Annotated in this window: 20 protein-coding genes; 5 read left to right on the forward strand and 15 right to left on the reverse strand. The window is 72.7% G+C overall.

All coding sequences use genetic code 11. From position 1 onward, the window contains the following. Position 1: 1 nt before the first annotated feature. From hypD to PV410_RS11965, 14 genes are all read right to left on the reverse strand, one after another. Positions 2-1,126, reverse strand: a complete 1,125-nt coding sequence (gene hypD / locus PV410_RS11900; RefSeq protein ID WP_500324047.1) for a hydrogenase formation protein HypD — start codon at positions 1,124-1,126, stop codon at positions 2-4. Next, positions 1,123-1,419: a HypC/HybG/HupF family hydrogenase formation chaperone gene (locus PV410_RS11905; RefSeq protein WP_500324048.1), complete on the reverse strand. Its 297-nt coding sequence runs from the start codon at positions 1,417-1,419 to the stop codon at positions 1,123-1,125. The genes hypD and PV410_RS11905 overlap by 4 nt, the downstream gene beginning before the upstream one ends. Further along, complete coding sequence (gene hypF, locus PV410_RS11910; protein WP_500324049.1) at positions 1,419-3,812, reverse strand: carbamoyltransferase HypF; 2,394 nt, start codon at positions 3,810-3,812, stop codon at positions 1,419-1,421. The genes PV410_RS11905 and hypF overlap by 1 nt, the downstream gene beginning before the upstream one ends. Beyond that, on the reverse strand, positions 3,812-4,609 hold the full coding sequence (gene hypB / locus PV410_RS11915; protein WP_500324050.1) for a hydrogenase nickel incorporation protein HypB: 798 nt from the start codon (positions 4,607-4,609) through the stop codon (positions 3,812-3,814). The genes hypF and hypB overlap by 1 nt, the downstream gene beginning before the upstream one ends. A gap of 5 nt (positions 4,610-4,614) precedes the next feature. After that, positions 4,615-5,013 carry a hydrogenase maturation nickel metallochaperone HypA/HybF gene (locus PV410_RS11920; protein WP_499509589.1) on the reverse strand — a complete coding sequence of 133 codons (399 nt, stop codon included), beginning with the start codon at positions 5,011-5,013 and terminating at the stop codon, positions 4,615-4,617. A 155-nt stretch (positions 5,014-5,168) separates the two neighbouring features. Beyond that, entirely contained in the window at positions 5,169-5,273 is a 105-nt protein-coding gene (locus tag PV410_RS11925) for a DUF6893 family small protein (protein ID WP_499509588.1), read from the reverse strand. Between the two features lie 52 nt (positions 5,274-5,325). Next, complete coding sequence (locus PV410_RS11930; protein WP_500324051.1) at positions 5,326-5,844, reverse strand: hydrogenase maturation protease; 519 nt, start codon at positions 5,842-5,844, stop codon at positions 5,326-5,328. Beyond that, complete coding sequence (locus PV410_RS11935; RefSeq protein ID WP_500324052.1) at positions 5,841-7,205, reverse strand: hypothetical protein; 1,365 nt, start codon at positions 7,203-7,205, stop codon at positions 5,841-5,843. Before PV410_RS11935 ends, PV410_RS11930 begins: the two co-directional genes overlap by 4 nt. Beyond that, the gene (locus PV410_RS11940; RefSeq protein WP_500324053.1) at positions 7,202-7,852 is read right to left on the reverse strand and encodes a DUF6084 family protein; all 651 of its coding nucleotides are present in this window, start codon (positions 7,850-7,852) and stop codon (positions 7,202-7,204) included. The genes PV410_RS11935 and PV410_RS11940 overlap by 4 nt, the downstream gene beginning before the upstream one ends. After that, on the reverse strand, positions 7,849-8,496 hold the full coding sequence (locus tag PV410_RS11945; protein ID WP_500324054.1) for a DUF5947 family protein: 648 nt from the start codon (positions 8,494-8,496) through the stop codon (positions 7,849-7,851). The genes PV410_RS11940 and PV410_RS11945 overlap by 4 nt, the downstream gene beginning before the upstream one ends. Continuing rightward, on the reverse strand, positions 8,493-9,014 hold the full coding sequence (locus PV410_RS11950) for a NifU-related iron-sulfur-binding protein (RefSeq protein WP_499509583.1): 522 nt from the start codon (positions 9,012-9,014) through the stop codon (positions 8,493-8,495). Before PV410_RS11950 ends, PV410_RS11945 begins: the two co-directional genes overlap by 4 nt. After that, complete coding sequence (locus PV410_RS11955; RefSeq protein WP_500324055.1) at positions 9,011-10,795, reverse strand: nickel-dependent hydrogenase large subunit; 1,785 nt, start codon at positions 10,793-10,795, stop codon at positions 9,011-9,013. The genes PV410_RS11950 and PV410_RS11955 overlap by 4 nt, the downstream gene beginning before the upstream one ends. A gap of 65 nt (positions 10,796-10,860) precedes the next feature. Then, positions 10,861-11,946, reverse strand: coding sequence for an NADH-quinone oxidoreductase subunit B family protein (locus tag PV410_RS11960; RefSeq protein WP_500324056.1), 1,086 nt, complete (start codon positions 11,944-11,946; stop codon positions 10,861-10,863). Between the two features lie 132 nt (positions 11,947-12,078). After that, complete coding sequence (locus PV410_RS11965) at positions 12,079-13,791, reverse strand: hydrogenase maturation protein (RefSeq protein ID WP_500324057.1); 1,713 nt, start codon at positions 13,789-13,791, stop codon at positions 12,079-12,081. 264 nt (positions 13,792-14,055) lie between these two features. Between PV410_RS11965 and PV410_RS11970 the strand changes: the two genes are divergently transcribed. Both PV410_RS11970 and PV410_RS11975 read left to right on the forward strand, forming a co-directional pair. Further along, a complete protein-coding gene (locus tag PV410_RS11970) occupies positions 14,056-15,624 on the forward strand; it encodes a cellulose binding domain-containing protein (RefSeq protein WP_500324058.1) in 1,569 nt (522 codons plus the stop codon). A 298-nt stretch (positions 15,625-15,922) separates the two neighbouring features. Next, on the forward strand, positions 15,923-16,360 hold the full coding sequence (locus PV410_RS11975) for a subtilase-type protease inhibitor (RefSeq protein WP_500324059.1): 438 nt from the start codon (positions 15,923-15,925) through the stop codon (positions 16,358-16,360). A gap of 123 nt (positions 16,361-16,483) precedes the next feature. On the opposite strand, the gene PV410_RS11980 is transcribed toward PV410_RS11975, so the two are convergent. After that, positions 16,484-17,278, reverse strand: a complete 795-nt coding sequence (locus PV410_RS11980) for an SDR family NAD(P)-dependent oxidoreductase (protein ID WP_500324060.1) — start codon at positions 17,276-17,278, stop codon at positions 16,484-16,486. 299 nt (positions 17,279-17,577) lie between these two features. On the opposite strand from PV410_RS11980, the gene PV410_RS11985 reads away from it, so the two are divergent. The 3 genes from PV410_RS11985 to PV410_RS11995 all read left to right on the forward strand — a co-directional run bounded on the left by PV410_RS11985 (position 17,578) and on the right by PV410_RS11995 (position 21,472). After that, positions 17,578-18,774 (forward strand): alginate lyase family protein, encoded by a 1,197-nt coding sequence (locus PV410_RS11985; protein WP_500324061.1) that lies wholly within the window; start codon positions 17,578-17,580, stop codon positions 18,772-18,774. A gap of 36 nt (positions 18,775-18,810) precedes the next feature. Further along, entirely contained in the window at positions 18,811-19,590 is a 780-nt protein-coding gene (locus tag PV410_RS11990; RefSeq protein ID WP_500324062.1) for a crotonase/enoyl-CoA hydratase family protein, read from the forward strand. A gap of 238 nt (positions 19,591-19,828) precedes the next feature. Further along, a complete protein-coding gene (locus PV410_RS11995; protein ID WP_500324063.1) occupies positions 19,829-21,472 on the forward strand; it encodes a M4 family metallopeptidase in 1,644 nt (547 codons plus the stop codon). The last annotated feature ends 42 nt before the right edge of the window (positions 21,473-21,514 follow it).

The raw sequence follows: 21,514 nt of genomic DNA on the forward strand, positions 1-21,514 counted from the left end.
GTCAGCCAACGGGGCTCGCCTCCAGGGGTGCGCTGGTCCCGCCGAGCCGGCGGTAGAGGTAGTACGCGGCGCAGGCCCCCTCGCTGGAGACCATCGTGGCGCCCAGAGGCGTGCGGGGCGTGCAGGCACCGCCGAACGCCTCGCACTCGTGCGGCTTGATCAGGCCCTGCAGGACCTCGCCGCTGCGGCAGGCGGCCGGCTCCCGCGTGGTGATGCCCGTGACGGAGAACCGGTGCTCGGCGTCGTACTCGCGGTACCGCTCCGACAGCCGCCACCCGCTGTCGGGGATGACCCCGATGCCGCGCCAGGCGCGGTCGGTGACCTCGAAGACGTCCGCGAGCATCGCCTTCGCCGCGGGGTTGCCCTCCGGGCGCACGGCGCGCGGGTAGGCGTTCTCCACCCGGTACTCGCCGCGCTCCAGCTGGTGCACCGCCCGGCGTACGCCCTCCAGGATGTCCAGCGGTTCGAAGCCGGTGACGACGATCGGCACACCGAACCCGTCCGCCAGCTCCGGGTACTCCTCCGTCCCCATCACGCTGCACACATGACCGGCCGCCAGGAACCCCTGCACGCGGCAGTCCGACGAGCGCATGATCGCCTCGATCGCCGGGGGGACGCGCACGTGGGACACCAGCAGGCTGAAGTTGGCGATGCCGAGCTTCCGGGCCTGGTACACCGTCATCGCGTTGGGCGGGGCGGTGGTCTCGAACCCGATGCCGAAGAAGACGACCTCGCGGTCGGGGTTCTCCCGGGCGATCCGCAGGGCGTCCAGCGGGGAGTAGACGACGCGCACGTCACCGCCCTCGCCGCGGACGCCGAAGAGGTCGCGCCCGGTGCCGGGGACGCGCAGCATGTCGCCGAAGGAGCAGAAGATCACCCCGGGGCGGGAGGCGATCTCCAGTGCCTTGTCGATGACCTCCAGCGGGGTCACGCAGACCGGGCAGCCGGGGCCGTGGATGAGCTCCACCTCCTTCGGCAGGAGCTGGTCGATGCCGTGCCGGATGATGGTGTGGGTCTGGCCGCCGCACACCTCCATCAGCGCCCAGGGCCTGGTCACGGTCGCGTGGATGTCGTCCAGCAGCCTCCGCGCCAGCTCCGGGTCCTGGAACTCGTCGATGTACTTCACCGCTCCGCCTCCGCCGTCGTTCCCGCCTCGGCGGCCGCCTGCTGCCAGGGGTCGCCGAACTCCTCCTCCAGCAGCCCGAGGTTCCCGAAGAGGGCGAGCGTCTGCCGCGCCGACTCCTCGTCGAGCCGCTGCAACGCGAAGCCGACGTGGACGATGGCGTACTCGCCGACCTGGAGGTCGGGCAGGTACTCCAGGCACACGTCCTTCACCACGCCGCCGAAGTCGACGGTCGCCATCTTGGTGCCGTCCCGTTCCTCGATCTCCAGCACCTTGCCGGGTACCGCCAGGCACATCAGCTGTCTCCTCGCTGTGGGTGGGGGTTCGTGGGGCCGCCGCGGGCGGCGACGACCAACTGGCCGAGCGCCAGGCCTCCGTCGTTGGGGGGGACGAGCCGGTGGCGCAGCACCGTGAACCCGTCCTCGCGCAGGTCCCGCGCGCACGCGGAGGACAGCAGGGCGTTGGCGAAGACGCCGCCGCTGAGCGCCACGGTCGTGGTGCCCTCCGCCTCCCGAACGGCCGCGCACACCCGGCGCACCAGGTCGGCCACCGCCCGGTGGAAGCGCCCGGCGACCACCCCGGCGGGCACGCCCGCGTGCAGGTCGGCGACGACGGCCGCCAGCACCGGGCCGGGGTCGCAGGCGGTCGCTCCGTCGGCGCCGGCGCCGATGCGCAGGGTGAAGGCGTAGCCCTCCGTGGGCAGTCGGCCCGCCGCCACCGCCGCGGCCTCCAGTTCGACGGCGGCCTGCGCTTCGTACCCCGCCTCGTGGCACACCCCGGCCAGCGAGGCGACGGCGTCGAAGAGCCGGCCCATGCTGGAGGTCGGGACGCAGTGCAGCCCCCGTTCCAACTGGGCGGCCAGCACCGATCGTTCGTCCTCCGGGCAGGCGGCCGTGCAGGGCAGTTCCGGCGCCCAGGGCAGACCGGCCGCCCGCAGATGCGCCAGCGCCATCCGGTAGGGGCGGCGCACCGCCGCGTCCCCGCCGGGCAGCGGCACGTACGCCAGGTGCGCGGGGCGACGGAAGCCGTCGTAGTCGGCGAGCAGGAACTCACCGCCCCACACCGCGCCGTCGTCGCCGTGGCCCGTCCCGTCGAAGGCGACGCCGATCACCGGACGTGTCCCGTCCAGCCCTGCCTCGGCCATCGCCGCCGCGACGTGCGCGTGGTGGTGCTGCACCAGCCGCAGCGGCCGCTCGCCCGCGGAGCGCCGGGCCCAGCCCACCGAGCGGTAACCGGGGTGCCGGTCCGCGGCGAGCAGCACGGGCCTGACCCCGGTGATCTCCTCCAACTGGCGTTCGGCGGCCGTGAAGGCGGTCAGCGTCGCCAGGTCGTCCATGTCGCCGACGTGGGCCGACAGCCAGGCGTGCCGTCCCTCGCCCACGCAAAAGGTGTTCTTCAGGTCGCCGCCCACGGCGAGCGCCGGTGCCACCTGCACGGGCAGGGGCACCGGGAAGGGCGCGTAACCGCGCGAGCGGCGTACGGGCAGTTCCTCGCCGTCGCAGATCCGCACCACCGAGTCGTCGCACGGCACATGGATGGGCCGGTCGTGCGTCAGCCATGCGTCGGCCAGGCCCGCCAGCCGTTCCAGCGCCTGCTCGTCGTCGGTGACGATGGGCTCCCCGCCCAGGTTGCCGCTGGTCATCACCAGCAGCCGGGGCCCCGGGGGATCGCCCGGCAGCCCCAGCAGCAGATGGTGGACCGGCGTGTACGGCAGCATGACCCCGAGGTCGGCGACCCGCGGCGCCACGGCCTCCGCGACCCCGCGCACCCCCGCGCGCCGCCGCAGCAGGACGATCGGCCGACGCGCGCCGGTCAGCAACTCCCGCTCCGCCGGGCCGACCTGGGCCAGCCGCTTCACGTCCGCGACGTCCCGCGCCATCAGGGCGAACGGCTTGTCGCCGCGGTCCTTGCGGGCCCGCAGCAGCCGTACGCTCTCCTCGTTGCCCGCGTCGCAGGCCAGGTGGTAGCCGCCCAGGCCCTTCACCGCGACGACCGCGCCCGCCGCCAGCAGCCGCCGTGCCTCCGCGAGCGGTTCGCCCTGCCATGTCGTGCCGTCCGTGCCGTCCGCGCCCTTCGTGCCGGGCAGGACCAGCCGCAGCCGGGGACCGCAGTCGTGGCAGGAGACGGGCTGGGCGTGGAAGCGGCGGTCGGCGGGGTCCTCGTACTCGGCCCGGCACGTCGCGCACATCGGGAACCGGGCCATCGTGGTGTTGGGCCGGTCGTACGGCAGGCCGGTGACGATCGTGAAGCGCGGCCCGCAGTGCGTGCAGGTGATGAACGGGTGCCGGTGGCGGCGGTCCGCGGGGTCGCGCAGCTCGGCCAGGCACGCCTCGCAGGTGGCGGTGTCGGGGGAGACCAGGGTGCGGGAGGCCGCGTCGCCGGGGCGCGAGGGGCTGATGGTGAAGTCCGTGCCGCCCGCGAGGGGGAGCAGATGATGGGAGACCGACTCCACCACCGCCAGCGGCGGCGCTTCGGAGCCGATCCGTGTGCAGAAGGACGCCACCGCGCGGGGGGTGCCCTCGACCTCGGCGACCACCCCGTCGCCGGTGTTGCCGACGTGGCCCGCGAGCCCCAGCTCACGGGCCAGACCGAACACGAACGGCCGGAAGCCCACTCCCTGCACGACCCCCCGGACCAGCACCCTGCGGCGCTGCGCGGTCCGGGCCGCGGGCCCCGGCTGACCCGGCATCAGTGCGTGTGGCCCACGGAGTGGGTGTGCCCGGCGGCGTCCTGGTGCGGGTGCTCGTGCGGGTGCTCGTGCGCATGGGTGTGCCCGTGCGCGTGGCCGTTCTCCACGGCGGTGCGCGCCATCACCGGACGGTGCACCGCGGCCCCCGCGTGCACGGCCAGCGCCCGCTCCAGCAGCACGCCCGCGCCGTCGCCGTCCCGCGTGGACGTGACGACCACCTCCACGCCCGGGTTGACCTGGGCGACGGCCGCCAGGAAGGCCGCCTCGTCGAAGCCGGCCGCCTCGGCGATGTCGTGCTTCGTCACGATCACCAGATGCGCCAGGCCGAAGGCCGTCGGGTACTTCAGCGGCTTGTCCTCGCCCTCGGTGACCGATGCCAGCACCACGCGCAGTGACTCGCCGAGGTCGTACGAGGCGGGGCAGACGAGGTTGCCGACGTTCTCCACGAACAGCAGGTGCGTGCCCTCCGGCAGCCAGGAGTCCACCTGCGACCGCACCATCGCCGACTCCAGGTGGCACAGCCCGTCGGTGAGCACCTGCCGCACCGGGGCACCTGAGCGGGCCAGCCGGGTCGCGTCGTTCTCGGTGGCCAGGTCGGCGGTGAGCGCCGCCACCGGCACCCCCCGCAACCGGGCCAGCCCCAGTTCCGACTCCAGCAGCGCCGTCTTGCCGCTGCCCGGGCTCGACAGCAGGTTCACCATGACGGTTCCGCGTGCGGCCAGTTCCCGGCGCAGATCCTGTGCGCCACGGTCGTTCCTGGCGAGCACGGACTGCTGCAGATCGGTCACTTTGCACATGGTCCTCAGCGCTCCTCGGGGAGTGTGGCGGCCGGCCGGCGCTGCGCGGCCCACCGCACCTCGGTGATCCGCAGTTCACGGCCGGACAGCAGCTCCGTCGCCGCGCTGTCACAGCCGGGACAGGTCAGCCGCGGGGGCATGCCGGTGGGCCAGTCCCGCGCGCAGCGCGCACAGCGGGCCCGGCCGGGGACGGTCTCGGTGGTGAGGGCCGCGCCCTCCAGTACGGTGCCGGTGCAGGCGAGGTCGAAGCTGAAGGCGAGGGCGTCCGCCACGACACCGGCGAGTTCGCCGACCTCCAGGTGGACGGACTCCGCGGAGGGCGCCGCCCCCGTACCGTCCGCGAGCCGGGCGGCGGCCTCCTCGACCTGCTCCACCACCGCCACTGCGATGGACATCTCGTGCATCGGTCTCTTCTCCGGTGTGCGGGTGCCGGCCGGGCCCCGGCTGCCGGCGCGCCCGGTGGGCGGTGCCGGCGGCTGACGCGGCTCATTGAAGGCCCGGCGCCCGGGGCACCCGGCCCGCCACGCCGCCGGGGCGGCGACGGCCTACCCGTTCGGCCTCACATGGACCGGATGTGCAGGTAGCGCTTCACGTCGGGCAGGACGCGGGACAAGGCGAGGGCGGCCACGGCCGCGCCCACCGCGCTCAGGGCGATCTTCCACATGGCGGGGTGCTCCTTTCTGCTCGTTGCCGGGATCTGTGGCGCGGCGGGCCGGTCAGGCCACCGCGTGCGGGTCCGCGGGCCGGTCGCACTCCTCACCGACGACCCGCAGCACCAGGCGTACGGCCTCGTCCACGGCGGCGGCCACGGGAGCGCTCAGACCGATGCCCTCCTCCAGGCAGGCCGGCTCGCAGCCCACCACCAGGACCCGGGAGGGCCTGGGGGCATCCGTCCCGGCGCTGAGGGTGTCGAGCAGCGCCAGTACGGTGTCCGGGGTCATCCGGTGCCCGTCCACGAGGGCCTCGCCCGGGCCGTCGCCGCCGGGCGGCGGAGCCTCGATGAGGTGCAGCGTGCCGGGGGAGCCGCCGCGCGCGACGGCGTCGACGAGGACCACGCTGCGGTACCCGTCGAGGAGCTGGTAGGCCAGGTGCACGCCCCGCACGCCGGTGTCGGTGACGTGGACGCCGTCGGGCAGCGGGTGCCCGGACAGCCGGCGCACCACTTCGACGCCGAAGCCGTCGTCACCCAGGAAGATGTTGCCGATGCCGGCGACCAGCACGCCGCCCGTGCTCACGCGTCCTCCAGGGGAGCGAGTTCGTCGGGCTGGAAGTACAGGAACCGGCCCTGTTCGCGGCGGATCTCCGCGCCGGGGTCGCCGTCGACCGTGACCGCGAGGTGCACCCCGCCGTCCACGTCCTGCAGCACCGCCTCCACCTGGGCGCTGCGCCCGTGCAGGAACAGGTCCTGTGCGTCGGTGCGCCGCCGTCCCGGCTGCAGTACGACCCGGCTGCCCGCGGCCACCCAGGTGTCGCCCACCATCACGCGGTCCCGGGCCGGGTCGACCGAGGCGTCGGCGCCGGGGTCCCACCAGGGGGTCCGGGGAGCCGCGGCGGGCGGGCCTGCCGGAGCGGTGACCTCGCGCAGCGCGCGCACGGCCCCGTGCAGACGCTCCATCACCTCCGGCGGCATGGACTCGGCCAGGTCGATCACCGCGGCGGCCCGGTCGTCCGTACCGCGCGCCTGCCGCTTCTCCTCGTCGGTGAGGGCGGCGGTGCGCAGCGCCAGGATCTCGTCGATCTCGGTGGCGTCGTAGAGCGCTCCCGGGCTCTCCGGGGCGATCCGCGGATGGTCCTCCAGGATGATGGGGGAGGAGAGCACCACGTTCGCCGCGCCGTGGTCGCCCGCCAGCACCGGCCAGGTGTTCTCGTTGCGGCACTCGGCGACGGCGGCCTTCGCCCATTCCGGCGGGTCCGTCATCGACACGAAGTAGCCGGAGGTCAGGCCCAGCATCAGATGGGCCGAGACCAGCGCGTGCGGCAGTGCCTCCTCGCGGCTGGAGGCCAGGGCGCACCCGGTGTTCTCCGCGACGGCGGTGAGCCTCAGCACCCGGTAGGGGCCGGGCAGTTCCTCGGCGGAGATCCGCAGGACGCCCTCCAGGCGTGCCCGGCAGCGCAGGACGCGCCCGGCGGGGCTGCCGTCGGCGCCGGTGACGATCTCGCTCTCCTCCGTCGCGGGGACGCTGAAGGGCAGGACGACGTCCTCGGCGGTCAGCGCCGCGACGTCGACGGACACCTCGACGCGTTCCTCCACGCCCTCGTCCCACGGGACCAGCACCCGGTCCGGCAGCTGGAGTTCGTCGGTGGGCTCGAACTCGCCGTCGCTCAGGATCCGTTCCACCGTGCGCCGCTGGGCGTGCAGGAAGCGCAGTTCCGCGTGGAGCGCGGCGTCCGCGCGCGGCTCCATGAGGATCTGGGTCCGCTGCAGGACGGGTTCGCCGGACGCGTCCGCCCACACCGGGGGCACGAGCACCCCGAACTGCCAGCGCATCCGGTTCTTCGCCGAGGACGCCCGGTACGGGTAGAGCACGTAGCCCTCGAACAGGACGGCGTCGGCGGCCTGACGGGCCGTCGCGAAGCGTTCCGTGGCGGCCGTCACCGGGCGGCACCTCCCGCCGGGGCGGCGGCGCCGGCGAGCAGGGCCTCGACGGTCGCCTCCCAGGAGGGCAGCGCGTTCGCGCTGCGGAAGGACCGCAGCGACTCCAGCGCCGTACGCGGGAGCCGGATCCAGCCGCACCCCGGGAAGTGGGCGTCGATGGTCTCGCGCCACACCGCCACCGGCATACGGCACACGGCCTCCTTGTCCCAGGGCACCGGCTGCACCTGGAAGCCGGCCGGGCCGAGGAAGGCGGTGCCGGAGAAGAGCAGCAGCAGCGGCGCCTCGCCGTCCTCCAGGGCCTCGAAGTACTTCGTCGAGGCGACGTCCATGTCGTAGGTGCACGGCACCGGCAGGTCCACCTCGGTCTCGCCGGTGAAGCCCGGCACCATCAGCGACACCTGGGCGAACTGCATCGGCTGCAGCGTGCTGCCCCACCGCTCACGCTCGCCGAACAGATCGCCGAGGCCCTGCGCCTCGGCCTCGCCGTACGCCCGCTGCGCCGGTTCGATGCGCAACTGGCAGCGCAGCGCGAGGGCGTGCACCCGTTCCCCGCCAGGGGCGGTGATGCGCAGCCGGAAGACCAGCGTCGGTCCGGCGGCGTACCGGTCCGCCCGTACGCCCGTGCAGGCGAAGTCCAGCTCGGTCACGTCGGCAACCCCTCCCGCGGCACCGGTGCGGCCCGCTGTCGTACGTCGTCGAAGAAGGCGGCCAGTTCGGCGCGGGCGCCGGAACCGCCGTCGAACCCCTGCCAGTTCAGGCGCAGCCGGCCCACCAGCTCGTAGGCCCGGTCGACCGGGAGGAGGAAGCACTCGCCCCCGTCGCCCCCGTCGCCGTCCCGGCGGACGAGCAGCGCCTCCACGTCCGGCCGCAGCGCGGCCGCCAGCGGCGAGTCGCCGAAGACCTCCCGCCAGGTGCCCGGATCGACCTCGCTCTCGGTGGCGCCGGCCGGGCTCGGGTAGAGGACCACCGGCCGGTCGAGCACCGAGTTGTGGAAGAAGAAGGCGACCGAGACGGGGATGCGCAGCCGCTGCCAGGAGGCCGTGCCGGGCACCGAGCCCGGGTCACTGAGCACCCGGTCGGGCACGGAAGCGAAGCGGCCCCCGCCGGCGCCGGGCCGTTCGAAGAGCAGCGCGCACGGTACGCAGGCGCAGGCCAGCGCGCGCTTGCCGGTGTCGACCAGGTGCCGGTGGGGTCCCGTCAGCTCCACCCCGCACAGCTCGCAGCGCTCGATCGCGGGCTGCCGGGGCGCCACGAAACGGCGCAGTCCGGCCGCGGGGGTCCGCGGGCTCACGGCGCCCCCGGTGGACGGTTGCCGATCTGCAGCAGCGCGGGCTCGCCCGCCGCCGGGCCTGAGCGCGGCATCTCGACCACCGTCACCTCGGGCGCGAAGCAGGACAGTGCGGCCTCGATGCGCTGCCGGGTGGCGTCCATGGTGCTGGGGCAGCCGCAGCCGCCGTCCTCGCGGGCGTTCAGCCGCAGCGTGCCGGTCTCGGGGTCGAAGTGCTCGATGCCCACCGTCGCCCCGGCGCGCGCCGCTTCGACGGCGCGGCCGACCCGGGTGAGGGTGTCCTCGGGGTGCAGGTCGTGCAGGGTCAGCAGACCCGCCACCATCTCGTCGGCGATCAGCACGGCGAGCGGGTCGGCCGTGCCGTTCTTGAGGAGCGTGACGGCGCGCGTCAGGCCCGCGCCGTAGAACTCCATGAGGGTGCGCACCAGTTCCTCGGCGGCGCGTGCCGTCTCGCCGTCGCCGGAGGCCGCGAACGCGTCGAGGATCTCCTCGACGCGCCGCGCCGTCTGCTCCGCGCTCATCCGGCCATGCCGCTCAGACCGGTGGGGACGTGGAGCTTCTCCACGGTGCGCCCGCCGCCGACGTACATGTGGACGCCGCACGGCAGACACGGGTCGAAGCTGCGCACGGCCCGCATGATGTCGATGCCCTTGAAGTTCTCGGGGGAGTTCTCCTCGAAGATCGGGGTGTTCTGCACCGCGTCCTCGTACGGGCCCGGGGTGCCGTAGCTGTCGCGCACGCTGGCGTTCCACGGGGTCGGCGGGTACGGGTGGTAGTTGGCGATCTTGCCGTCGCGGATGACCATGTGGTGCGAGAGCACACCGCGCACCGCCTCGGTGAATCCCACGCCGATGCTCTCGTCCGGGACCTCGAACTTCTCCCACGTCTGGGTGCGGCCCGCGCGGACCTCCTCCAGCCCCATCTCGGCGAAGTGCAGGGCGCAGGCGGCGGCGTAGGCCTGGAAGTACGTGCGGGCCCGGTTGCGCTCCAGGGCGTTGCTCCACTGCGGGATCTTCCACTCGAAGGTGGTCTCCGGCTTGGTGAGCGTCCTGGGCAGGTTGATCAACACGCTGTGCCCGGTGGCCTTCACGTACCCCAGGTCGACCAGTCCGTTGAGCGCGGTGGACCACAGCCGGGCGAGCGGGCCGCCGCCGGTGTCCAGCGCCAGGTGCTCCTTGCCGTCGAACCAGCGCGGGGACATCACCCAGCTGTACTTGTCGCCGAAGTCGCGCTTCTGGGGCGCCGGGATGGTGTGCTGGTTCCACGGGTGCCGCGGGTCGACCGGGTTGCCGAGCGGGTCGTGGGTGACGAACTGTTGCTGGCCCTCCCAGTCCTGGTAGTAGGAGCTGCCCAGCAGGATGCGGATGCCCAGGTTGATCTGCGTGAGGTCGTTGGTGACCAGCTTCCCGTCCACCACGATGCCGGGGGAGACGAACATCTTCCGTCCCCAGTCGGTCATGTTCGCGTACGTGAAGTCGCAGTGCTCGGGGTCGTTGAACGCGCCCCAGCAGCCGAGCATGACGCGGCGGCGGCCGACCTCCTCGTAGCCGGGCAGGGCTTCGTAGAAGAAGTCGAAGAGGTCGTCGTGGAGCGGCACGACGCGCTTCATGAACTCCACGTACCGCATCAGCCGGGTGAGGTAGTCGGTGAACAACTGCACCGACGCGATGGTGCCGACGCCGCCCGCGTAGAGGGTGGAGGGGTGGACGTGCCGGCCCTCCATCAGACAGAACATCTCGCGGGTGTAGCGGCTGACCTGCAGCGCCTCGCGGTAGAACTCTCCCTCGAGCGGGTTGAGCGAGCGCATGATGTCGCCGATGGTGCGGTAGCCGTGCTCGGAGGCGTGCGGGGCCTCGGTGCGGTTGGCCTGCTCCAGGACGCCCGGGTTGGTCTCGCGGACCATCTTCTCGCAGTAGTCGACCCCGACCAGGTTCTCCTGGAAGATGTTGTGGTCGAACATGAACTCCGCGGCCTCGCCGAGGTTGATGATCCACTCGCCGAGGTGCGGCGGCTTCACCCCGTACGCCATGTTCTGCGTGTAGACCGAGCAGGTGGCGTGGTTGTCGCCGCAGATGCCGCAGATCCGGCTGGTGATGAAGTGCGCGTCGCGGGGGTCCTTGCCCCGCATGAAGACGCTGTAGCCGCGGAAGACCGACGAGGTGCTGTAACACTCCGCGACGCGCTTCTGCTTGAAGTCGATCTTCGTGTGGATACCGAGGCTGCCCACGATCCGGGTGATCGGATCCCAGGACATCTCCATCAGGCCACTGCCGTCTCCGGCCGTCTTCGTCTTCGGAGCCATGGTGTGTGCGTGCCCTTCGTCAAGCGGGGGAGGGGGTGGTCAGTGGCCGGGGCGGTGCCGTGAGGTCACCAGGGCGCCTTGTAGCCGGTGGTGAGCTTCCGGCCGGTGTGACGCCACTTGGGCTCCTTGTCCACGGTCCTGGCCGTGATGGAGCGCAGCCGCCGGATCGCCGCGCCGTACGCGCCGCTGGCGGTGCTGGACAGCCGCGCGCCGGGGGGCTCGTCCATGAACGGCATGAACATGTCCGGGAAGCCGGGCATGGTGCAGGCGATGCAGATGCCGCCGACGTTGGGGCAGCCGCCGATGCCGTCCATCCAGCCGCGCTTGGGGACGTTGCACTTCACGACCGGGCCCCAGCAGCCGATCTTCACCAGGCACTGCGGCGAGTCGTAGCGGTCGGCGAACTGGCCCTGTTCGTAGTAGCCCGCCCGGTCGCAGCCCTCGTGCACGGTCGCGCCGAACAGCCATGCCGGGCGCAGCTTGTCGTCCAGCGGGATCATCGGCGCGGAGCCGGCCGCCTGGTAGAGCAGGTACGTCAGCGTCTCGGCGAAGTTGTCCGGCTGGATGGGGCAGCCGGGTACGCAGACGATCGGGATGCCCGCCTTCGACTTCCACTCCCAGCCCAGGTAGTCCGGCACGCCCATGGCGCCGGTCGGGTTGCCCTCCATGGCGTGGATGCCCCCGTAGGTGGCACACGTGCCGATGGCGACCACGGCCAGGGCCTTGGGCGCGAGCCGGTCGATCCACTCGCTGGTGGTGATCGGCTGGCCCGTCTCGGGGTTGTCGCCGAAACCGCACCAGTAGCCCTCCGCCTTGATCGCCTCGTTGGGGACGGACCCCTCGACGACCAGGACGAACGGATCGATCTCGCCGCGCTCGGCCTTGAAGAACCACTCGATGAAGGTGTCGGCGCCCCCGACCGGACCGCACTCGAAGTCGATCAGCGGCCAGTGCACCTGGATCTTGGGGAGCCCGGGAAGGCCGCCCAGGACGATCTCCTCGATGCTGGGCAACGTCGCGGCGGTCAGCGACACCGAGTCGCCGTCGCAACTGAGCCCCGCGTTGATCCAGAGAATGTGGATCGGGGCCTGCTCGTCCCCGGCTGCCGGGGTACGCGCGGCGTCGTTCTTGGTCGAAGCAGTCGCATCCATCGGGATGCCTCCTCATCGAGCGACAAATGCCACATAAAGGCATCTATCCCCCTTGATAGCGAGTGGCTCGCCGGGAGGGGATGTCGAAGAGGGCCAATACGGTGACCGCCCCGCGATCCGCGCAGCCGCCCCTCAGGGGCAGGAGGCCGCCGACGCCTCCCGCAGGTGCGCTGGGGTGCCGGCGGGGGTGCGGCGGTGGACGAAGGCGGAGCGGAGGGCGTGGTACGGGGACCGGGGGTCGAAGAAGGCCTCGCGCATGCGGGACAGCTCCTCGGCGCGGTGGGACGCCAGGGGGCGCTCCGCCTCGCGGCGCTCGGTCTCCGCCTTCTTGGCGGCGATCCTGGGCTGGGTCCCGGCCGTACGGGCCAGGCGGGCCGCGAGGCGGGCGACGTCGGCGCCGAACTCCTGCGGGCCGCACATCAGCAGTCGGTCCACCAGGCCGATCCGCAGCGCGGCGGCCGCGCCGACCGGGAGCGCCTGCTCCGTCAGGCGCGCGGTCATGGCGGGGCCGACCCGGCGGGGCAGGGTGTACGTCCAGTACTCGGAGCCGTACAGGCCCATCAGGCGGTAGTGCGGGTTGAGCACCGCGCCCTGGCGGCACCAGACCTCGTCGGCGGCGAGGGCGAGCATCACGCCGCCCGCGCCCGCGTTGCCGCCGAGCGCGGCGACCACCAGGCGGTCGGTGGTGGTGAGGACCGCTTCGACCAGGTCGTCGATGGCGGTGATGTTCGCCCAGGACTCGGCGCCCGGGTCCGCGGCGGCCTCGATGGTCTTGAGGTCGATGCCGTTGGAGAAGACGTCCCGGGTGCCGCCCAGCACGAGTACCGAGGTGGGCCGCGTGCAGGCGTGGCGGTACGCGGTGAGGAGCCGGCGGCAGTCGGCGGCGGACATCGCGCCGCCCGCGAACGTGAACGACAGGACGCCCGCCGCGCCGTACTCGCGGTAGCGGATGTCGGCCCAGGTGGCACGGTCGCCGGCGAGCTCGGGGGGCAACGGTTCCTCCGGCAGCGGCGGCAGGAGCGCGCCGAGGGCGGTGACGGCGGGCAGCGCGAACGTGGGCGGGCCGCCGGGGGCGGGACGGGGCCGCAGCCGGGGGATCCACACGGCGCCGTCGCGGGTGGCCCGGCAGACCGCGCCCGCGCGGGTGGCCAGCAGCCGCCCCGGCTCGCCGTGTAGCCGGTCCTCGGGGTGGCCGCCGTGCAGGAACCAGCGGGCGCCGAGGAGCTCGTCCAGGACGCCGGGCCGCGAGTCGGCGGCGCGCAGCTTGCGCAGCACGGTCGTGGTCGGGTCGGCGGCCCAGTCGATGCGCCGCTCGTCCTGGCCGAGGGCGGGGCGGAGGCGGACGACCGCTCCGAGGGCCGGGTCGCCCTGCTGCCGCGGGACGTACGCGCCCGTCGCGAACCGGTCGACGGCCAGCAGGACGGCCTCCATGGCGGCGTCCGAGATCTCGCCCCGGTACAGGTCGCTCTTGCCGACCGGGGGCACCGTGCAGTCCACCGCGGCCCAGACCGGGCCCGCGTCCATCTCCTCCTCGGCCTGCAGGACCGTCACGCCCCATGCGGCGACACCCTCCTGGACGGCACGGTCCAGGGAGGCGGGGCCGCGGTCGCCGGGTGGCCCCGGGTGCACGACGAGGCAGGTGCGGGCGGTCCTGACGTCCGCGGGGATCGCCGCCTTGAGCATGGGTGCCACGACGAGTTCCGGCTCGTGGCGGGCGACCGCCGTGCGCATGGCGTCGCCGTCCGGTGTCACCTCCACGGCGACGGTGTGGCCCAGCTCGCCGAGTTCCGCGTACATGCGCTGCGTCAGGCTGTTGAACGCCGACGCCATGAGCAGGATGTGCATGACGACCTCCCGGGCCGCCCGGCACGATCGGGGAGGGGGGAGCACCGGCCCCGGCCTTCAGCGATGATGCCTGCCCCGTGGGCGTCCGCGGGTGCGGCCCGGCCGTCGTTCACCCGGTTGCCACCGGGCCGGCCGCCACTCAGGGGGTGCGGCTCCGTGATCCCGGACCGTTCCGCGTATTGACGCGAACGCATCAACTCGATAGGTCTACACCAGATGCATTTGGTACAGACCAACTGCGCGTTCCCCCCACGGGAGGCCCGGATGCGAAGAACTCTGGCCCTGGTCACGGCGCTCGTCGGAGCGCTCGTCCTGCTCCTCGCCCCGCCCGCCGCCGCAGCGGCGCCGAGCGCGGCCTTCGTCAAGACGTCCACCTGGGAGACCGGATACCAGGGGCAGTACACGATCACCAACGGCGGCACCACCACGCTCAGCGGATGGACCGTCGAGTTCGACCTGCCGTCGGGGACGAGCGTCGGCTCGTACTGGGACACCTTGATGACCCAGAGCGGCAGCCACTACACCTTCAAGAACCGCGACTACAACGGCACCCTCGCGCCCGGCGCGACCGCCGCCTTCGGCTGGGTCTCCTCGGGCACCGGGGCGCCTGCGAACTGCAAGCTCAACGGCGGGTCCTGCACGGGCACCGGCGGCGGACCGGACACCACCGCGCCCAGCGTCCCCGGCGGGGTGAGCGTCGGCTCGGCCACCTCCTCCTCCCTCACCGTCCGCTGGACGGCCTCCACCGACGACTCCGGCAGTGTCGCCGGCTACGAGGTCTCCCGGGACGGCGGCGCGCCCGTCGCCGTGACCGGCACCTCGTACACCGCCGGCGGGTTGCAGGCGAGCACCGCCTACTCCTTCCGGGTCCGCGCCAAGGACGCGGCGGGCAACACCTCGGCGTACAGCACCGCCGTGAGCGGCACGACCACCTCCGGCGGCACCAACCCGCCCCCGGGCGGCGTGCGTACCGCGCCGTACGTCGACATGGGCGCCTGGCCGACGCCCAGCCTCACCACGCTGTCCTCGGCGAGCGGCCTGAAGAGCTTCACGATGGCCTTCATCACCGCCTCGTCCTGTAAGGCGATGTGGTTCAACGCCTATGACCCGCGCGACGCCTGGAACAAGGACCAGATCGACGCGATCCGCGCGGCCGGCGGTGACGTCAAGATCTCCTTCGGTGGTGCCAGCGGCATCGAACTCGCGCAGGCCTGCGGCTCCGTCGACGCGTTGTACGCCGAGTACAACGCGGTGGTCAACGCCTACGGCCTGACGTACGCCGACTTCGACATCGAGGGCGCCGCCACCGCCGACCCGGCGTCCGTCGCCCGCCGCTCCCAGGCACTGGCCCGACTCCAGCAGGCCCATCCGGGGCTGCGGATCTCGCTCACCCTGCCCGTCCTGCCGGAGGGGCTCACGGCGGACGGTCTGGGCGTCGTGCGCTCGGCCCGGGACGCCGGGGTGAACCTCGACGTCGTCAACATCATGGCGATGGACTACTACCGCAGCGCCGACTACGGCGACGCGGCGATCCAGGCGGCCAACAGCACCTTCACCCAGCTCAAGTCGCTCTACCCCGGCAAGTCCGACGCCCAGCTGTGGGCGATGGTGGGCGTCACGCCGATGCTCGGGCAGAACGACGACGGCCGGATCTACGACCAGGCCGACGCCCGCCAGTTGGTGAGCTTCGCCCAGGGCAGGCACCTGGGCCTGCTCGCCTTCTGGGAGACGACCCGGGACCGCAACGCCTGCACCGGCGCGCTCTACATGTGCACCAACATCCCGCAGTCCCCTTATGAGTTCTCGCGGATCTTCGCGGGCTACACGGGCTAGCACCCCTCGGGACCGCCCTCACGGGCCGCCGTCGTGTGGAGAACACGGTGGCGGCCCGCTGCTTTCCGGCCGATGTGGAGACGATGTGTCGATCCGTGAAGGCGCTTTCACGGAGGCCCCGGCTCCGCTGAGTCCATTCACCCGGACGCCCAGCTCACCGCAAGTGCGACACAACGGATAGTACACACTGTGAACAACCGGTGACCGAAAGTCGCGGAACGATGTGACGGGCGGGCGTTCGATGCACAAGACTCCTCGACGTCCGATAACCGGATCAATTGCCGAAGGAGTGTTCGCTATGCGGTTCAGTGCGGTGGGGACCTGCCTGGCCCTGGTGGCGGCGGTGTGTTCGGCGGGGGTCGCGGCCGGCTCGGCGGAAGCCCGGCCGGCCGGGGCGACGAGCCTGTACGCGCCGTCCGCGCTCGTCCTGTCCGTGGGGAAGGGGGAGGACCCCGCGACGGCGACGATACAGCGCGCGGTCGTGCTGCGGTGCAAGCCCACCCCGTACGGGGACCACCCGGACCCGGTGGCCGCCTGCGCGGAGCTCACCGCGGTCCACGGGGACTTCGCGGCGATGACGGCCGACGCCGGGGGCGTGACCTGCACCCGGGTGTGGGACCCGGTCGTGGTCACCGCCGACGGGGTCTGGGAAGGCCGGCGCGTCACCTTCGCGCAGACCTTCGGCAACCCGTGCATGCTGCGCGGCAGCGACACGGCCGGCGTCTTCGCCTTCTGACGCCGATGCCGTGAACCAAGGCCACGGGGTTCACCGTGGGGGAGAGCCCTGTGAGGGGGCGGCCGACTCGTGGGACGGGGTCGGCCGCCCCTGTTTTCGCGTGTTCCCCGTCGTGGCGGGGCGTCAGGTCGTCTTGATCTGGCCGCCGTCGATGGTGAACTCGGCGCCCGTGACGTTGCCCGCGACGGGCGAGGCGAGGAAGGCGACCAGGGCGGCGACCTCCTCGGGCTCGGTGATGCGCCCGGTGGAGATGCCCATGGTGCGCGGCACGACCTCGTCCAGGGCCTCCTGGGCGCTGGTCCCGGCCGCCGCGGCCGTCTGGTCGGCGAAGGCCCCGGGAGCGGTCCAGAAGGGCGTGCGGACGGGGCCGGGGGCGACCGCGTTGACGCGGACGCCCCGCGGGGCGAACTCCTCGGACAGTGACTTCGTCAGGTTCGCCAGCGCGGCCTTGGCGGCCGAGTAGTCCACGACCATGGGGAAGGGGAGGCGTGCGTTGACGGACGTGATGTTCACGATCGCGCCGCCGCCCGCCGCCAGCATGTGGGGGAGCGCGGCGCGGGTGGTGCGGACCGCGCTGAAGAAGGAGATCTCGAAGACGCGCCGCCACTCCGAGTCGTCCACCTCGAGGAAGCCGTTGCGGGACGTCCCGGAGCCCACGTTGTTGACCAGGACGTCGACGGCTCCGTAGCGTTCGGCGGCCTGCCGTACGAGTTCGGCGGGGCCGTCCGGGGTGGAGAGGTCGACGGCCACGGGGGTCACGTCGTAGGCGTCCTGGAGGGCTCGCGCCTGCGGGGTGATGCTGCGGCTGCCCGCGACGACGCGCACGCCCTCACGCGCGAGCGTCTGTGCCACCGTCAGGCCGATGCCCCGGCCGGCTCCGGTGACCACCGCGACCTTGCCCTGAAGCTGCAGTTCCATGGGGACCCCTTCGGGATGGGCGCATGCGTATCGAGCCTGGGGGAGGGGAGGCGGGCCCGCCATCGGAGCGCCGCCGGGCGGGGGCAGGTGTGAGGGGGGCAGATACGTGTCCTCACGCCCCGTCGGCCCGTCGGCGCGTCGCAGCCGTGTGCATCGCGGTGGCAGGTATCAGCCGTGCACGACAGGGGACTTGACGGGGCATTGGTCTAGTCCTACCGTCATCCGTCAATCGCAGTGTTCACGGGTGCATCCATGGTTCACCCATGTGAACATGCCGTCTCCTGGGAAGGCGTCCCCCCATGTCCCACAGGTCACAAGGTCTCCTCACCAAGGGCGTCTTCGCCCTCGTCGCGGCGCTGGTCGCCGCCCTCCTGACCGCGTTGCCCGGCAGTGGTCGCGCCGACGCCGCGCCCGCTGCCTTCAGCCACCCCGGCGTCCTGGTCAGCCGAGCCCAACTCGACTTCGCACGCAGCAAGGTGCAGGCCGGAGCGCAGCCCTGGAAGGGCGCTTACGACCAGATGATGGCGTCGGCGTACGCCTCGCAGTCGCGCACCCCCAAGCCGCGCGCAGTCGTCGAGTGCGGCTCCTACTCCAACCCCAACTACGGCTGCACCGACGAGCGCGAGGACGCGATCGCCGCCTACACCAACGCACTGGCCTGGTACGTCACCCGTGACGCCAAGTACGCCCAGAAGGCGATCCAGCTGATGGACGCCTGGTCGGCCACCATCACCGACCACACCAACAGCAACGCCCCGCTGCAGACCGGCTGGGCGGGCTCGGTGTGGCCGCGCGCGGCGGAGATCATCCGCTACACGTACACCAGCTGGCCGAACGTGAACCGCTTCGCCACCATGCTGCGCAACGTCTACCTCCCCGAGGTCATCAACGGCTCCAAGAGCAACGGCAACTGGGAGCTCAGCATGATGGAGGCCGCCGTCGGCATCTCCGTCTTCCTCGACGACCGCACCTCGTACGACAAGGCCGTGACCCGCTACCTCAACCGGGTCGCCGCGTACGTCTACCTGGACACCGACGGCGCACTGCCCAGGACCGTGCCCGGCAGCGGGCTCGACACCCGCGACGAGATCGTCGGCTACTGGCAGGGCCAGTCCACCTTCGTGACCGGTCTCACCCAGGAGACCTGCCGCGACTTCACGCACACCGGCTACGGCATCTCGTCGATCTCGCACGTCGCGGAGACCAGCCGCATCCAGGGCGAGGACCTCTACCCGCAGGTCGGCGAACGGCTCCGGCAGGCGCTGGGCTTCCAGTCCAAGTACCAGAGGGGCGAGGCCGTGCCGTCCTGGCTGTGCGGCGGCCACCTCAACCTGGGGCTCGGGCCGGTCACCGAGGTCGGCTACAACGCGATCCACAACCGGCTCGGCTACGCCATGACCAACACCCAGGCGCTCACCGAGTCCCAGCGCCCGGCCGGCAGCAACAACCTCTTCGTCGCCTGGGAGACCCTGACCCACGGCGATAACCTCTCCTGACCAGGCAGAGGTGACCGGCGGCGGAGGGAACAGGCCATGCCCGTACGTGTCGAGCGCAGCGGACCTGTCTCCACGGTGGTGCTCTCGCGCCCCGAGGCGCGCAACGCCGTCGACGGCCCGACGGCGCGCGAGCTGGCCGACGCCTTCCGCGAGTTCGACGCCGACCCCGGCGCCTCGGTCGCCGTACTGTGGGGCGAGGGCGGCACCTTCTGTGCGGGTGCCGACCTCAAGGCCATCGGCACCCCGCGCGGCAACGAGGTGACCGGCGTGACCGAGGGGGGCGGCGGGGACGGGCCCATGGGGCCCACCCGCCTGCGGCTGGGCAAGCCGGTCATCGCGGCGATCTCGGGTCACGCGGTGGCCGGCGGCCTGGAACTGGCCCTCTGGTGCGACCTGCGGGTCGCCGAGGAGGACGCCGTGCTCGGGGTGTTCTGCCGGCGCTGGGGCGTGCCCCTGATCGACGGCGGGACGGTACGGCTGCCGCGGCTGATCGGCACCTCCCGCGCTATGGACCTGATCCTGACGGGGCGTCCGGTCGCCGCGGCCGAGGCGTACGCCATGGGCCTGGTCAACCGGGTGGCCCCGGTCGGCGGGGCACGCGCCGCCGCCGAGGGGCTCGCCGCGGAGATCGCGGCCTTCCCGCAGACCTGCGTACGGCACGACCGGCTCGCGGTGCTGGAGGCCGAGGGGCTCGAGGAAACGGCCGCGCTCGAGGTCGAGTTGCGGCACGGCCGGGTGTCCCTCGCGGAAGCGGGGGAGGGCGCGGCGCGTTTCTCGGCGGGGGCCGGGAGGCACGGTGCGTTCGAGGTGAGCTGACCGGCGCGGAGCGTCCGACGGGGGCCGATCCGCGCCGGTCGTCCGGCTGACCTGCGCCCATCGCGTGTCCGCCGTGTGTGGTTCGGCCGGTTCCCGTGTGTGGACCACGGACGCGCTCTGGACATCCGTATGTCATGGGCACTTAAATCTGGCACCGCCTCACCTCCGCACCCGGGCCCGCCCCACCGTGGCCGGACGCAGATGCGGGGACCGCGCACGCCCCCACCAGAGGAGCACGATGCAGCCCAGCACCAGACGTGCCGCGACCGCCATATCCGCGGCGCTCGCCGCGACCGCCGTCACGGCCGCCCTCCTGACGCCCTCCGCGGCGTCCGCGTCCGGACGGGACCTCCCCTCCCGGGCCACCGGCGTCGCCCGCGCCGACGCCGCTGTCATGGCCAACGCCGGCCGACTCTCCCTCACGTCCGCGCAGGGCCGTACCGTCCGCGACGTCGTCACCGACACGGACGGCGCCCAGCACGTCCGCTACGACCGGACGTACCGCGGACTGCCGGTCCTCGGCGGCGACCTCGTCGTCCACCTCGCCCCGGGCGGTGCCTACGAGGGCGCCGAGCGTGCCACCCGCTCCGACCTCGCCGTCCCGAGCACCACCCCCGCAGTCAAGGCCGCGACCGCCGCCGACAAGGGCCTGGCCGCGCTCCGTTCCGCCCACCGCGGGACCACCTTCCGGCAGGCCAAGGCCAAGCCGCAGCTCGTCGTCGACGCGCTGCACGGCACACCCCGCCTGGCCTGGCGCACCACGGCCGTAGGCCTCGACAGCCTGGGCAACCCCGCCGCCCGCGTCGTCCTCACCGACGCCCGCACCGGCGCCCGCATCGACGCCTGGGACGCCCTGGAGACCGCCGCCGGGGACGGCAAGTCCCTGTACGGCGGCACCGTGTCCCTGGAGACCACCCTCAGCGGCAGCACCTACCAGCTGAAGGACCCCACCCGCGGCAACACCTACACCGGCGACGCGCAGAACAAGACCGACCTGTGCATCTTCGGCATCTGCTTCTCCCGGGCCCCCGCGGTCCTCTTCACCGACGCCGACAACCACTGGGGCACCGGCACCACCGCCGACCGCGCGACGGCCGCCGTCGACGCCCAGTACGGCACCGACGAGACCTGGGACTACTACAAGACCGTCCACGGCCGCAGCGGCATCGCCGGCGACGGCAAGGGCTCGTACAACCGCGTCCACTACGGCAACAACTACAACAACGCCTTCTGGGACGACAGCTGCTTCTGCATGACCTACGGCGACGGTGACGGCACCACCTTCGGGCCACTGGTCGCCCTCGACGTCGCCGGGCACGAGATGTCCCACGGGGTCACCTCGCGCACCGCGGGCCTCACCTACTCCGGGGAGTCCGGTGGCCTCAACGAGGCCACTTCGGACATCTTCGGCACGCTGGTCGAGTGGTACGCGGGCAACGCCTCCGACACCGGCGACTACCTCATCGGCGAACGCATCGTGAAGCCCGGCTTCGGCAAGGCAGCGCTGCGCTTCATGGACAAGCCCTCCAGGGACGGCAGTTCCGCCGACTGCTGGAGCTCGGGCGTCGGCAACCTCGACGTCCACTATTCCTCCGGCGTCGCCAACCACTTCGCCTACCTGCTGGCCGAAGGCAGCGGCGCCAGGACGATCAACGGCGTCAGCTACGACAGCCCCACCTGCAACGGCTCCACGGTGGGCGGCATCGGCCGCGACAAGCTCGGCAAGATCTGGTACCGCGCCCTCACGGTGTACATGACCTCCGGCACCAACTACGCGGGCGCCCGTACCGCCGCCCTCAAGGCCGCCACCGACCTCTACGGCGCGTCGAGCGCCGAGTACACCGCCGTGGCTGCCGCCTGGTCCGCCGTGAACGTCAACTGACGCCGACGCCGGCACCGACGCCGGGACCGCACCACCGGCCCC

Origin of the sequence: Streptomyces sp. PA03-5A (genome assembly GCF_033792725.1) — a bacterium.
Taxonomy (GTDB): Bacteria; Actinomycetota; Actinomycetes; order Streptomycetales; family Streptomycetaceae; genus Actinacidiphila.